The following is an 11,765-nucleotide window of genomic DNA, read 5'->3' as shown; positions in this document are numbered from 1 at the left end:
CATTGGCTGCCGAGGCTCGGCGGAGGTTGCGCCGGAGCGGTCCGGCGCAGGGAGGGAGATGTTTAGCGAGTGCCGTAGACCACCATGGTCTTGCCCTTTACCTCGATCAGGCCCTGTTCTTCCAGGCTCTTGAGCACTCGGCCGACCATCTCGCGGGAGCAGCCAACAATGCGGCCAATCTCCTGGCGGGTAATCTTGATCTGCATGCCGTCGGGGTGCGTCATGGCATCGGGTTGCTTGCACAGATCAAGCAGGGTGCCGGCCACGCGGCCGGTTACGTCCAGAAAGGCCAGGTCGCCGACCTTGCGCGTTGTGGCATGTAGGCGCTCGGCCATTTGTTTGCCCACCGCATACAACAGTTCGGGGTCGCGCTGGTTCAGTTCGCGGAACTTGGCATAGGTGATTTCAGCGACTTCGCATTCGGTCTTGGCGCGTACCCAGGCAGTGCGGTCGTGTGGGGCCGGGGTCATGTCAAACAGGCCCATTTCGCCAAAAAAATCGCCCTGGTTCAGGTAGGCGATGATCATTTCGCGGCCCTGATCATCTTCGATCAGGATGGTGACCGAGCCTTTGATTATGTAGAACAGGCTGTCGGATTGATCGCCAGCATGAATGACCGTGCTGCGCGCGGCAAAGCGGCGGCGATGACAGTGAGCAAGGAATGCATCGAGATTTTTTATTTTAGGTGTCAGGGTGATCGAAACCATTAAACGTGTCCTGGCCGTAGTCGCGCAAACCGAAGATGCGGGGCATCCGTGTCAGCCTCAAGCTTGAGACCAAACGGGATTATGTCCAGTTTTTACGGCTATGGCCAGTGCAGCGGTATGGCCTCTGCCGGCTGTGGTATTCTGCGCCTCCTCTGAGGCGATTGAGTGGCGGGGCCAATAGATGAAAGCGCATATCAAGTGGGTGGACGGAGTCATGTTTCTGGGCGAGTCCGGTAGTGGCCACACGGTGGTGATGGACGGACCGGAGGAGTCGGGCGGTCGCAATATGGGTATTCGCCCCATGGAAACCGTGCTGGTTGGCCTGGGTGGCTGCGCCAGTTATGACGTGGTCAGTATTCTGAAGAAAGCGCGGCAGGATATTCGCGATGTGCATACCCTGCTGGATGCCGAGCGCGCCGACACTGAGCCCAAGGTGTTCACCAAGATCCACCTGCGCTTTGTGGTCACCGGCAAGAATCTGAAGGAAGCCCACGTCAAGCGTGCGGTCGAGCTGTCGGCAGAGAAGTATTGCTCGGCGTCGATTCTGATGGGCCGAGCGGGTGTCGAGGTGACCCACGACTACGAAATCGTCGAGATCGACTGAGGTCGCAGGGCGGCGGATTGGCACGTTCAGCCTGATGAATGGCGACACAGGCCCTTCTGTTGTCAGCCCCAGGTACTACCATGACGCGGGTAGGCCGCTGAGGAACAGCGGCCCTTAACCACAGGACGGAACAAGAATATGCGCGTGGTTTTTCTTATTGGTAAGTTGGTGACCCTGGCGTTCTGGCTGGTGGTCGTCCTCAGCCTGCTTGGTCTGGTGCAGGTACCCGATCCGCAGCGCCTCAACTGGCTGGCGCTGGCGATCCTGTTGATCCACTTGGTGGAGTGGGCGCTGGTTGGCAAGCAACTGAAGAAAATTGGCGAACCGCTGACGCAGTTTGCGCTGGTCATGCTGTTTGGCGTCTTTCACGTCAAGGCGCCGGATACGCGCAAGGCGGTCAATCAGGCCTTGTAAGTTGCTTTGGTCATGACCTTGGATAACAGGGTCATGGCTTGCTTGACCGGTTCCGGAAAGACTGCGCCGCCAGCTTCCAGCGCCTGATTGCCATGCTCGATCTCGTCCTCGCGCATCTGCTCGAGAATCGCCCGTGATTTGATGTCTTCCTCCGGCAACTGCTGCAGGTGGTCATCCAGGTGGCGCTCTACCAGTTGTTCCGTGGCGGCCACGAAGCCGAGGCTGATGCGATCACTGATCAGTCCGGCCGCAGCGCCAATGCCGAACGACATGCCATAGAACAAGGGGTTGAACACGCTGGTTCGGCTGTTCAGCTCGGTCAGACGCTGTTCGCACCAGGCCAGATGGTCAATCTCTTCGGCCGCAGCGTGCTCCATCTTCTCGCGGACATCCGGCAGCTTGGCGGTCAGCGCCTGGCCCTGGTACAGCGCCTGCGCGCAGACCTCACCAGTGTGGTTGATGCGCATCAGGCCGGCGATATGCTGGCGCTCCTCGTCATCCATGGGGACGTTGGCCAGGTGCTGCGCCGGTGACGGCCGATTTGGCTGCGCCGCACCAGGAATCAGCGTACGCAGTGACTGATCGGCCTGATTGAGCAGGCGGTCGATAAAGCTGTAATGACGTGGTGTACTCATGGGCTGTCCCTCGTAGGCGAGTTCACACTGGCTGAAACGGCATGGGTAAAGTACTGATCTAATCAGGTCGGTATGCCGCTTAGCCTGGTGGCCAGCTCATTTGCCGCTGACCCAGAACGTGCAGGTGAATATGGTAGACCGTCTGGCCGCCCTGTTCGTTGCAATTGAAAACGGTGCGGAAACCCGCCTCGCAGCCCAGCTCCCCGGCCAGTTTCTGTGCGGTGAACACCAGGTGGCCAACGGTGGCGCTGTCCTCTTCGGTGAGGTCGCTCAGGGTAGCGATATGTTTTTTCGGGATGACCAGAAAATGCACCGGCGCTTGCGGGTTGATGTCATGGAAGGCGAAACACTGCTCGTCTTCGTATATCTTCTTGGACGGAATCTTGCCGTCGATGATTTTGCAGAACAGGCAGTCCACACTGAGCTCCTTGCGATGCATTATGATGCCGGTAGGCCCGGACGCGATGGTCTCAGTGTAACGGCAGCGCCGTAGAATGACACTAGTTCGACCTGCGGCAGCGGCGCGCAGAACGGAAAATGGCAGCAAGGGAGTGTGCGGTTGAAAAACGATATTCATGATTTGGCTCTGGTGCTGGACTCGCGGGTGCGGCTGGTGGTGATCGAGTCCTGGGAGGAGGCGCGGGTGCTGCAAACCATCGGCACGCTGGCGGTGCGTCGCGCGCAGACCTGGTATACCTGGAATCATATCGACGGCCTCAGTCGGTTGGGCTTTGGTGCGGATATGGACGCAGAGGTCGATACCCGCGACGCCGAAGCCGCGCTCGAACAGGTACGCCGTGCGGGTGAGCCAGCGCTGTATGTGTTCTGCGACTTGCACCCCTTTCTGGATTCGCCCCGCATCGTACGTTTGCTCAAGAGTCTGGCGATGGCCAGTGAGACCGCCGCACCTACTTTGATTCTGGTCAGCCACGCCCTGGCCCTGCCGGCGGAGCTCAGTCGCCTGGCGGCGCGCATCAGCCTGAGTATGCCGTCGGATGAGCAGCTGGCCGCCATCGTGCGTGAGGAAGCCACGCGCTGGAGCGAACAGAATCGCGGTGAGCGCGTGCGCACCGACAACCAGACCTTGCAACAGGTGGTGCGCAACCTGCGTGGCACCACGCATGAAGAGGCTCGCCGCCTGGCGCGCAATTTGATCGTGGATGACGGCGCCATTACCCAGGAAGATTTACCGACGCTGAACAAGGCCAAGTTCGAACTGCTGGATATGCAGGGTGTGCTGAGCTACGAGCAGGAAACGGCGCATTTTGCCGACGTCGGTGGTCTGGCGCAGCTCAAGCGGTGGCTCACCGAGCGCGAAAGCGCCTTCAGCGGCAGCACGAGCATCAAGGATATCCCGCGCGGGGTCCTGCTGGTGGGCGTGCAGGGCGCAGGCAAGAGTCTCGCGGCCAAGGCGGTTGCCGGGCTGTGGGGGCTGCCGCTGCTGCGCCTGGACGTTGCCGGGCTGTACAACAAGTACATTGGTGAGACCGAGAAGAACCTGCGTGACGCACTGCAGCTGGCGGATGCGCTGCAACCCTGTGTGCTGTGGATCGATGAGATCGAGAAAGGGCTGGCGCCTGATGGCGGTGAGCAAGGCGTCTCGCGGCGCCTGCTGGGCACGCTGTTGACCTGGATGGCCGAGCGCCGATCACGGGTCTTTCTGGTAGCGACCTCCAACGATGTTTCGCAATTGCCGCCAGAGCTGATTCGCAAGGGGCGCATCGATGAGCTGTTTTTTGTCGATCTGCCGGCGGCAGAGGTGCGCGCAGACATCTTTCGCATTCACCTAGCCAAGCGCGAGCTCGCGCCCGAAACATTTGACCTGCAGGCGCTGGCGCAGGCCAGCGGCGGCTTCTCCGGTGCGGAAATCGAGCAGGCGGTGGTCAGCGCGGTTTACAGTGCCGCCGCCAGTGAGCAGTCCGTAGGCGATGCCCATGTGCTCAGGGCGTTGAGCGAAACCTCGCCGCTGTCCGTGGTCATGGCGGAAAAGCTGAACGCTCTGCGCGCCTGGGCCGCCGAGCGCGCGGTGCGCGCTGACTGAGCCTGTTCAGAACGGTTTGAGCACCACCAGTAGCACAATGCCCACCAAGGCAAGCACCGGCGCTTCGTTGAACCAGCGATAAAAGACATGCGAGTGTGTATTGGCGTCTTCGGCGAAGCGGGTACGAATGCGACCGCACAGGTGGTGATAGACCACCAGTAGCGCCACCAGCGTGAGCTTGGCGTGCATCCAGCCCTGGCTCAGCCAGCCAGGAGACAGATAGATCATCCAGGCGCCCAGCGCTAGAGCGACCACCATTGAGGGGTTCATGATGCCGCGCAATAACTTGCGCTCCATCACCTTGAAGCGTTCTCGGCTGATTTCGTCTTCGGCCTGCGCGTGATAGACGAACAGTCTGGGCAGATAGAACAGCCCGGCAAACCAGGTGATAACGGCCATGATGTGAAAGGCCTTGATCCAGAGATACACAAGCGGCTCCTGTCAGGATTGGTTGCCCGCGCTGGTAATTTCTGTCAGCGCTTTTATCATAGGGTGCCGCGGCGGATGTCGTTATGTCGACAGCGCGAGGCGGGTCATTCAATACCATTCAACCGTATTCAGGAAGTAATGATGATCAAAGTAGGCATTGTAGGCGGAACCGGTTACACCGGGGTAGAGCTGCTGCGGCTGTTGGCCCAGCATCCCGAGGCGCATGTCGAGGTCATCACGTCGCGATCGGAGGAAGGTGTCAGCGTTGCCGACATGTATCCGAACCTGCGCGGCCATTACGACAACCTGCGTTTCAGCGTGCCCGACGTGCAGTTGCTGGGTGCCTGCGACGTGGTGTTTTTTGCCACTCCGCACGGGGTCGCGCACTCGCTGGCAGCCGAGCTGCTGCTGACTGGTGTGAAGATCATCGACCTGTCAGCGGATTTCCGCTTGCGTGATCCGGATGAATGGAGCAAGTGGTACAACCAGCCGCACGGCGCTCCCGAGCTGCTGAGCGAGGCGGTATACGGGTTGCCCGAGGTTAATCGAGCTGCCATCAAAGCAGCCCGTTTGATCGCGGTGCCGGGCTGTTACCCCACGGCCACCCAGCTAGGCTTCCTGCCGTTGCTGGAGTCTGGACTCGCCGATCCGGCGCATTTGATTGCCGACTGCAAGTCGGGCGTCAGCGGTGCTGGCCGGGGCGCCAGCGTGCCGTCGCTGTTCTGCGAGGCAACAGAAAGCATGAAGGCCTATGCGGTGGCCGGACACCGGCATCTGCCGGAAATTCGTCAAGGCTTGCAGCTGGCAGCCGGCCAGCCGGTCGGGCTGACCTTTGTGCCCCATCTCACGCCCATGATTCGCGGCATCCATTCATCGCTTTACGCGACGGTTGCCGATACCAGCGTCGATCTGCAGGCGTTGTTTGAAGCGCGTTATGCCGATGAGCCTTTTGTTGATGTTATGCCCGCTGGCAGCCACCCGGAAACCCGCAGTGTGCGTGGCGCCAATGTCTGCCGAATCGCGGTGCATCGCCCGCAAGGCGGTGACAAGGTGGTGGTCTTGTCGGTTATCGACAACTTGGTCAAGGGCGCTTCCGGTCAGGCAGTGCAGAATATGAACATTATTTTCGGCCTTGATGAGCGCGCAGGTCTGGCACACCCAGCCTTGATGCCCTGATGATGGACTTCAAGCGCCGCCGCCCACTGCGAGAGCACAGCGTCACCATCCATCCGCGTGACTCCAAAGCGTTTCGACGTTGGAAGCGCAGTGTCGTCATCCTCTTGTTGGTGATGGTTCCGGTGAGCGCCTGGCAAGGGTGGGAGGCTGCGATGCGGGCTCAGCAGCCGCATGAGCTGGAGCGTCAGGCGCTGATCGAGCGCCAAGGGCAACTGGTCAAAGAGGTGGAAGACTGGCGCCAGCGTTATCACCAGCTCGAAGTGGATTTGCTGGTGGCCCGCGACGCTGCGGTAGAAGGGCGCGAAACTGTGCACGAGCTGGAAGCGCAGTTGTTCAAAGTGCAGCAGAGCCTGGCGCAATATCAAGGTGTGCTGGCGCCGAGTGCCATGGATCCGGGTATCCGAATTCAGGCCTTTGAGTTACATGGCACAGAAGTCGCCAATGTTTTCCGCTATAAAGTCATGGTCAGCCGGGTTGGTAACGAGAGTGATACCGTGCAGGCTGACTTGCAGCTGACGGTGATGGGCGAGCAGGATGGTGAGGCGAGCAGCTTGACGCTGGATCAGTTGACCGGCGATCTTGGCGCGCTAGCTGTGGATTTTCGCTATTTTCAGGTGGTGCCGGCCAGCAGTGAGCAGGCCCGGTTGACCTTGCCCGAAGGCTTTGTGCCGCAACAGGTCAAGGTTGTTGCCAGCCAGGAGGGCAAGCCCGTCGTCGAGCAGATTTTTGAGTGGACAGTCACAGGAGCAACACCCTGATGTGGGGATCGGATAAGCATAAGAAAGCGGACATCAGTCAGTTTAATGGCAAAACCACGATCATCGCCCAGGATGCGCAGATTACCGGAGACATGCGTTTCACTGGTGCGCTGCAGGTAGATGGCCGGGTTATCGGTAACATCGAGGCTGACGAGGGATTGGTTCGGGTCAGCGAGCACGGTTATGTTGAAGGCGTGATCCGGGCGCCCCACGTGCTGATCAACGGTCAGGTGATGGGTGATGTGCATGCGCTGGAGCATTTGGAGCTCGACGCCAAAGCGCGGATTAGCGGCGATTTGCATTACCGCTTCATGGAAATGGTGATGGGCGCGCAGATCAGTGGGCAGCTGAATTATCTGGATGAAGCCTCAGCGCAGCTGCCTCTGGATCAGGACCTGCTGGCTGTGCCGGACAATAGTTGACCAAAAGACTCGGGAAAAAGGATAATAGCGGCATTGTTGTGCTGCGGCACCTGCTGCTGGAGGTTGTATGTCTACCGCTGAAGTCTATGTTCCCACCCCGCTGGTTTTTAGTGATAACGCCGTAAGCAAGGTACGTAACCTGATTGAAGAAGAGGGTAACGACCGGCTCAGTCTGCGCGTATTTGTAACGGGTGGCGGTTGCTCGGGTTTCCAGTATGGCTTCACCTTCGATGATGAACTGGCCGAGGACGACACCATTGTAGAGCGTGATGGTGTCAAACTGATCGTCGATCCGATGAGCTTCCAGTATCTGGCCGGCTCCGAAGTGGACTACCAAGAAGGGCTAGAGGGTTCGCGCTTCGTCATCAATAATCCCAACGCCGCGACTACCTGTGGCTGTGGTTCTTCCTTCTCGATCTAACCCCTTTTTATCTCGTTGTCCGTCAGGCGGGGTAGAGCGCGCCAAGTACGCGCTCACCCCGCGCACCCGTGACGCTCGGCAAGTTACCCGCCAAGCGTTCGTCAAAGCGCCAAGCCAGCCAGGCAAAGGCCATCGCCTCCATCCAGTCAGGGTCTACGCCCAGCGCGTGGGTTGTAGCTACCTGTTGTTCAGGCAGCAACTGTTCCAGCTGTTCGAGCAGCAAGGTATTGCGTGCCCCGCCACCGCAGAGGTAAAGCGCTGCACTGTCGCTGGCGTTAAGCCTGACGCTATCCGCGATCGAATGTGACGTCAGAGCCAGCAGGGTCGCCTGCACATCGGCGGCCGCCGCTGTCGCTCCAAAGCGGGACAGCTGCTGGTTGAGCCAGCGAGGGTTGAAGTACTCTCTACCGGTGCTCTTGGGGCCACTGCGTGCGAAGTACGGGTCGGCCAGCATGTGCGTCAGCAGTTCGGGTATGACGTTACCCTGGCGGGCCCAGGTGCCTGCCTTATCGTAGGTCAGGCCTTTGTGCTGGTGAATCCATGCATCCATCAGGGCATTGCCTGGGCCGCTGTCGAAGCCGGCGGGCGGCTGACCTGGCCGCATGATGGTCAGATTGGCAAAGCCGCCGATGTTGATCAGCGTGCGCGTCTGCAGCGCGTCGCTCAACAGCCATGAGTGAAATGCGGGCACGAGTGGCGCGCCTTCGCCGCCTGCGGCAAGGTCGCGGCTACGGAAGTCGCTGATGACATTGATGTTGGTCAGCTCTGCCAGCAGGGTAGGAGCGCCGATCTGCAGGCTGAAGCCCAGTTCAGGGTGATGGCGGACGGTTTGTCCGTGGCTGCCAATGGCGTGTACGTCGGATGTGTTCAGCTGGTTGCGCTGCAGCAACTGGTTGACGCCCGCTGCGGCTAGTTGGGCCCACTCGATGCCAGCCTGGCCGGCACGAACCAGCTCATCGTCACCGCTGGAGCATAGACTCAGCAGTTGCTGCTTTAGCTCGCTGGGAATGTCTAGGCAGAGCGCGTCCAGGCATTCGGCCTGGTGCTGCTCAGCGTTAAAGCGGGTGAGGGCTATGTCGATACCATCCAGGCTGGTTCCTGACATGATACCGACATAGAGAGCGCACACTTATTGCTCCAGTGCTGCGATCTGTGTGGTGCGGTTCTGGTCCATACTCGCCATCAGCTTGTTGCTGATGCCAAGGAACGCGGTGCGTTCGCGTTGGGGAATGGGGTCGGCGACCGGCAGCTTGACGCCCAGTGGGTCGACATGGCGGCCATCTACCCGGAATTCATAGTGCAAGTGCGGGCCGGTGGCCAGGCCGGTCATGCCGACGTAGCCAATGACCTGACCCTGGGTTACGTGGCTGCCAGCGGTCACGCCGCGCGCGAAGCGGCTCATGTGGCCGTAGAGAGTCTGGTATTTCTGACCGTGCTGAATAACTACGGCGTTGCCATAGCCACCCTTGCGGCCCGCCGAGACCACGCGTCCGTCGCCGGTTGCCTTGATTGGTGTGCCGGTAGCGGCAGCGTAATCCACGCCCTTGTGCGCACGAATGCGGTTGAGTACCGGATGCAGGCGACCGGGGTTGAAGCGTGAGCTGATGCGGGCGAAGTCGACCGGCGTGCGAATAAAGGCCTTGCGCATGCTGGTGCCGTCGGCGCGATAGTAGCTGGTAAAGTTGTTGTGGTCGGTATAGCGCACGGCGGTGAAGGTCTTGCCCCGGTTCACGAAGCGCGCTGCCAGAATGTTCTTGCTGCCGACAGTCTTGTCGCCCACGTGCAGCTCTTCAAACAGCACCTCAAACTGGTCACCTTTGCGAATGTCGCGGGCAAAGTCGACGTCATAGCCAAATATGGTGGCCATCTGCATGGTCAGGTTGTGGTTCAGGCCGGCGCGTTGTGCAGCTAAAAACAATGAGCTGTCGATAGTGCCGTGTACGTAGCGTTCGCTGACCTCGGGCTCAATTACGTCCTTGCTGAAGCTGTAGCCTGCGTCGGTATGATCAATGCGGATGGTTTCCAGGTCATTCAGCTTGGAGCGCATGGCTAGCAGTTCGCCGCTTTCGGCGGTTTGCAATTCCAGAACCTGACCCACGTTCAGGCGAGTGAAGCGTTTTGCGTCAGGGCTGCTATTGAGAACCTCATGCAAGGTGCTGACGCCCACGCCGGCCTTTTCAAACAACACGGACAGTGTGTCGCCGCTGCTGACGGTCAGGCTTTGCCATTGTGGCCCAGTTGGTACGGCAGGGACGGCGTCCGGTGGCAGCAGGGGGGCTGCAGTAGCGGCTTGTGTTGCCTGTTTGGCAATATCCAGCGGCTTGGTCAATGTGACCGTATCGCTGACCAGCGCATCCAATTCTTGTTCGGAGGCCTGATCGATGGTGGATTCAGGGGCTTGCAGCTCAAGTTGAACAAAGGTCTTCTTGGCTTCGACATCGGTGGTTGGAATAACGAGCAGAAAAATGCTCAGCGCTGCGGCGATTCCACTGGCGGCCACGAGGTGGCTTTTGGGGTATCGCGGTGACTTCGTATCTTGGGAACCCATAAGCGCTCTTGTATTAAATTCTATATAAAGTGGACTAACTTGCTAAATTATAATTGAAAAGCCTCCTTGGCAAGTCTTTGCCAAACCCGTCTGTCAGATTTGCCGCGTCAAAGTTGCGACCATCGCTGTCTCGCAGCCCGCCGAACTTGTAATTGGTCGCTAATGTTGTATGGTTTGTCCCCCTGATTTTTCCCCTTTTTTGGCTCTTGAATGCATAGGATATCGGTAACTATGAAGCCCGTTGACGAGCAGTTGGCGCTGATTAAGCGCGGCGCGGATGAAATTCTGGTGGAGAGTGAGTTGCGCACGAAGCTGGAGCGCGGCACGCCTTTGCGCATCAAGGCGGGTTTTGATCCGACTGCACCGGATTTGCATCTGGGTCATACGGTACTCATCAATAAGCTGCGTCAGTTCCAAGATCTGGGTCATGAAGTGCTGTTCCTGATCGGCGACTTCACCGGCATGATTGGCGACCCATCCGGCAAGAATGCCACGCGTCAGCCGCTGACTCGTGAGCAGGTCGCGGCCAATGCGGAAACCTATAAAGAGCAGGTGTTCAAGATTCTTGATCCAGCCAAGACCACGGTGATGTTCAATTCCACCTGGATGGACAAGATGAGTTCGGCTGAGATGATTCAGTTGGCAGCCAGCCACACAGTGGCTCGCATGCTAGAGCGTGACGATTTCGACAAGCGCTACAAGAGCGGGCAGTCGATCGCCATTCACGAGTTTCTCTACCCGTTGGTGCAAGGGTATGACTCGGTTGCCATGCGCGCTGACGTGGAGCTGGGCGGTACCGATCAGAAATTCAATCTCCTTATGGGTCGCGAGTTGCAGCGCCAGTATGGGCAGGAGCCGCAGATTACGCTCACCATGCCGATCCTTGAAGGCCTGGACGGCGTCAAGAAAATGTCCAAGTCGTTGAATAACTATATAGGTATCAATGACGCACCGGGCGAGATGTACAGCAAGCTGGTGTCCATGCCGGATAGTTTGATTTGGCGTTACTTCGAGCTGCTGAGCTTCCGCAGCCTGGAAGAGATCGCGCAGTTTCAGGCAGATATCGAGGCGGGAGCCAATCCGCGTGATATCAAAATCAAGCTGGCCGAAGAGCTGATCGCCCGTTTTCATGGCGAAGAGGCGGCCGCTAATGCGCATCGTTCAGCGGGCAATCGCCTAAAGGATGGTGAGTTGCCGGCAGATCTGCCGGATGTGGAAATTGACGCTGATGAAGCCTTGCCGGTTTCAGCGGTGCTCAACCGGGCAGGCATGGTGAAGAATGCGGCGGCTGCGCGGGATCTGCTGGCTGCGGGCTCGGTAAAGGTAGATGGCGAGGTGGTGGATCGCGAGTTCGTGTTCAAGCATGGCGTTTCATACGTCTGTCAGGCGGGTAAGAAAAAGTTTGCACGGATTGTGTTGAAAAAGGCTTGACGGCCCTGCTGAAGTCTCTATAATTCGCCCTCTCGCTGAGCAGGAGGCTCCAAGTAAAGCGCTTATTAATCAATAAGTTAGCTTGAAAATAAGGGTTGACAAGCTGGCGAGATGGCGTAGAATGCGCCGCTCTGATTCGGGGCTGAAGTTAAGGTCTGAATCAGGTTGATGAGAAGCTC

14 protein-coding genes are annotated in these 11,765 nt (G+C 58.9%); 8 read left to right on the top strand and 6 right to left on the bottom strand.

Going from position 1 to position 11,765, the window contains the following annotated elements; genetic code table 11:
• Window positions 1-62: 62 nt before the first annotated feature.
• Window positions 63-707, bottom strand: coding sequence for a cAMP-activated global transcriptional regulator CRP (gene crp / locus V7747_RS18310; RefSeq protein ID WP_335617429.1), 645 nt, complete (start codon window positions 705-707; stop codon window positions 63-65).
• Window positions 708-888: 181 nt separating this feature from the next.
• Between crp and V7747_RS18305 the strand changes: the two genes are divergently transcribed.
• Both V7747_RS18305 and V7747_RS18300 read left to right on the top strand, forming a co-directional pair.
• Window positions 889-1,311 (top strand): OsmC family protein, encoded by a 423-nt coding sequence (locus V7747_RS18305; RefSeq protein ID WP_335617428.1) that lies wholly within the window; start codon window positions 889-891, stop codon window positions 1,309-1,311.
• Window positions 1,312-1,449: 138 nt separating this feature from the next.
• Entirely contained in the window at window positions 1,450-1,725 is a 276-nt protein-coding gene (locus V7747_RS18300; protein WP_335617427.1) for a DUF1145 domain-containing protein, read from the top strand.
• Here the strand turns inward: V7747_RS18300 and coq7 are convergent.
• Window positions 1,713-2,360 carry a 2-polyprenyl-3-methyl-6-methoxy-1,4-benzoquinone monooxygenase gene (gene coq7, locus V7747_RS18295; RefSeq protein WP_335617426.1) on the bottom strand — a complete coding sequence of 216 codons (648 nt, stop codon included), beginning with the start codon at window positions 2,358-2,360 and terminating at the stop codon, window positions 1,713-1,715. The two genes, V7747_RS18300 and coq7, sit on opposite strands and share 13 nt — an antisense overlap.
• 79 nt (window positions 2,361-2,439) lie before the next feature.
• Entirely contained in the window at window positions 2,440-2,778 is a 339-nt protein-coding gene (locus V7747_RS18290) for a histidine triad nucleotide-binding protein (RefSeq protein WP_335617442.1), read from the bottom strand.
• A 141-nt stretch (window positions 2,779-2,919) separates the two neighbouring features.
• On the opposite strand from V7747_RS18290, the gene V7747_RS18285 reads away from it, so the two are divergent.
• Window positions 2,920-4,401, top strand: a complete 1,482-nt coding sequence (locus V7747_RS18285) for an AAA family ATPase (protein WP_335617425.1) — start codon at window positions 2,920-2,922, stop codon at window positions 4,399-4,401.
• A gap of 6 nt (window positions 4,402-4,407) precedes the next feature.
• Here the strand turns inward: V7747_RS18285 and hemJ are convergent, their stop codons facing one another.
• Window positions 4,408-4,830, bottom strand: coding sequence for a protoporphyrinogen oxidase HemJ (hemJ, locus tag V7747_RS18280; RefSeq protein WP_335617424.1), 423 nt, complete (start codon window positions 4,828-4,830; stop codon window positions 4,408-4,410).
• Between the two features lie 141 nt (window positions 4,831-4,971).
• Between hemJ and argC the strand changes: the two genes are divergently transcribed.
• From argC to erpA, 4 genes are all read left to right on the top strand, one after another.
• The gene (gene argC, locus V7747_RS18275; RefSeq protein ID WP_335617423.1) at window positions 4,972-6,006 is read left to right on the top strand and encodes an N-acetyl-gamma-glutamyl-phosphate reductase; all 1,035 of its coding nucleotides are present in this window, start codon (window positions 4,972-4,974) and stop codon (window positions 6,004-6,006) included.
• Window positions 6,006-6,764 (top strand): DUF6776 family protein, encoded by a 759-nt coding sequence (locus tag V7747_RS18270; protein WP_335617422.1) that lies wholly within the window; start codon window positions 6,006-6,008, stop codon window positions 6,762-6,764. Before argC ends, V7747_RS18270 begins: the two co-directional genes overlap by 1 nt.
• Entirely contained in the window at window positions 6,764-7,186 is a 423-nt protein-coding gene (locus tag V7747_RS18265; protein ID WP_335617421.1) for a bactofilin family protein, read from the top strand. Before V7747_RS18270 ends, V7747_RS18265 begins: the two co-directional genes overlap by 1 nt.
• A gap of 67 nt (window positions 7,187-7,253) precedes the next feature.
• Window positions 7,254-7,607 carry an iron-sulfur cluster insertion protein ErpA gene (gene erpA / locus V7747_RS18260; protein ID WP_092287544.1) on the top strand — a complete coding sequence of 118 codons (354 nt, stop codon included), beginning with the start codon at window positions 7,254-7,256 and terminating at the stop codon, window positions 7,605-7,607.
• A gap of 22 nt (window positions 7,608-7,629) precedes the next feature.
• Here erpA and V7747_RS18255 read toward each other — a convergent pair whose 3' ends face one another.
• Together V7747_RS18255 and V7747_RS18250 are read right to left on the bottom strand one after the other, a co-directional pair.
• Window positions 7,630-8,736 (bottom strand): anhydro-N-acetylmuramic acid kinase, encoded by a 1,107-nt coding sequence (locus V7747_RS18255; protein WP_335617420.1) that lies wholly within the window; start codon window positions 8,734-8,736, stop codon window positions 7,630-7,632.
• Window positions 8,737-10,155: a peptidoglycan DD-metalloendopeptidase family protein gene (locus V7747_RS18250; protein ID WP_335617419.1), complete on the bottom strand. Its 1,419-nt coding sequence runs from the start codon at window positions 10,153-10,155 to the stop codon at window positions 8,737-8,739.
• 231 nt (window positions 10,156-10,386) lie between these two features.
• Between V7747_RS18250 and tyrS the strand changes: the two genes are divergently transcribed.
• Window positions 10,387-11,586, top strand: a complete 1,200-nt coding sequence (tyrS, locus tag V7747_RS18245) for a tyrosine--tRNA ligase (RefSeq protein ID WP_335617418.1) — start codon at window positions 10,387-10,389, stop codon at window positions 11,584-11,586.
• Window positions 11,587-11,765 lie beyond the last annotated feature (179 nt).

This window comes from Halopseudomonas sp. (genome assembly GCF_036960865.1).
Taxonomy (GTDB): domain Bacteria; phylum Pseudomonadota; class Gammaproteobacteria; order Pseudomonadales; family Pseudomonadaceae; genus Halopseudomonas.
The sequence above is the reverse complement of the archived record's forward strand: the minus strand, read 5'-3'. Positions and strand labels throughout refer to the sequence as shown.

Coding starts and splice junctions, on each gene's coding strand:
- crp (WP_335617429.1), bottom strand. CDS start 707: ATGGTTTCGATCACCCTGACACCTAAAATAAAAAATCTCGATGCATTC.
- V7747_RS18265 (WP_335617421.1), top strand. CDS start 6,764: ATGTGGGGATCGGATAAGCATAAGAAAGCGGACATCAGTCAGTTTAAT.
- tyrS (WP_335617418.1), top strand. CDS start 10,387: ATGAAGCCCGTTGACGAGCAGTTGGCGCTGATTAAGCGCGGCGCGGAT.
- V7747_RS18250 (WP_335617419.1), bottom strand. CDS start 10,155: ATGGGTTCCCAAGATACGAAGTCACCGCGATACCCCAAAAGCCACCTC.
- V7747_RS18305 (WP_335617428.1), top strand. CDS start 889: ATGAAAGCGCATATCAAGTGGGTGGACGGAGTCATGTTTCTGGGCGAG.
- argC (WP_335617423.1), top strand. CDS start 4,972: ATGATCAAAGTAGGCATTGTAGGCGGAACCGGTTACACCGGGGTAGAG.
- coq7 (WP_335617426.1), bottom strand. CDS start 2,360: ATGAGTACACCACGTCATTACAGCTTTATCGACCGCCTGCTCAATCAG.
- V7747_RS18300 (WP_335617427.1), top strand. CDS start 1,450: ATGCGCGTGGTTTTTCTTATTGGTAAGTTGGTGACCCTGGCGTTCTGG.
- V7747_RS18270 (WP_335617422.1), top strand. CDS start 6,006: ATGATGGACTTCAAGCGCCGCCGCCCACTGCGAGAGCACAGCGTCACC.
- erpA (WP_092287544.1), top strand. CDS start 7,254: ATGTCTACCGCTGAAGTCTATGTTCCCACCCCGCTGGTTTTTAGTGAT.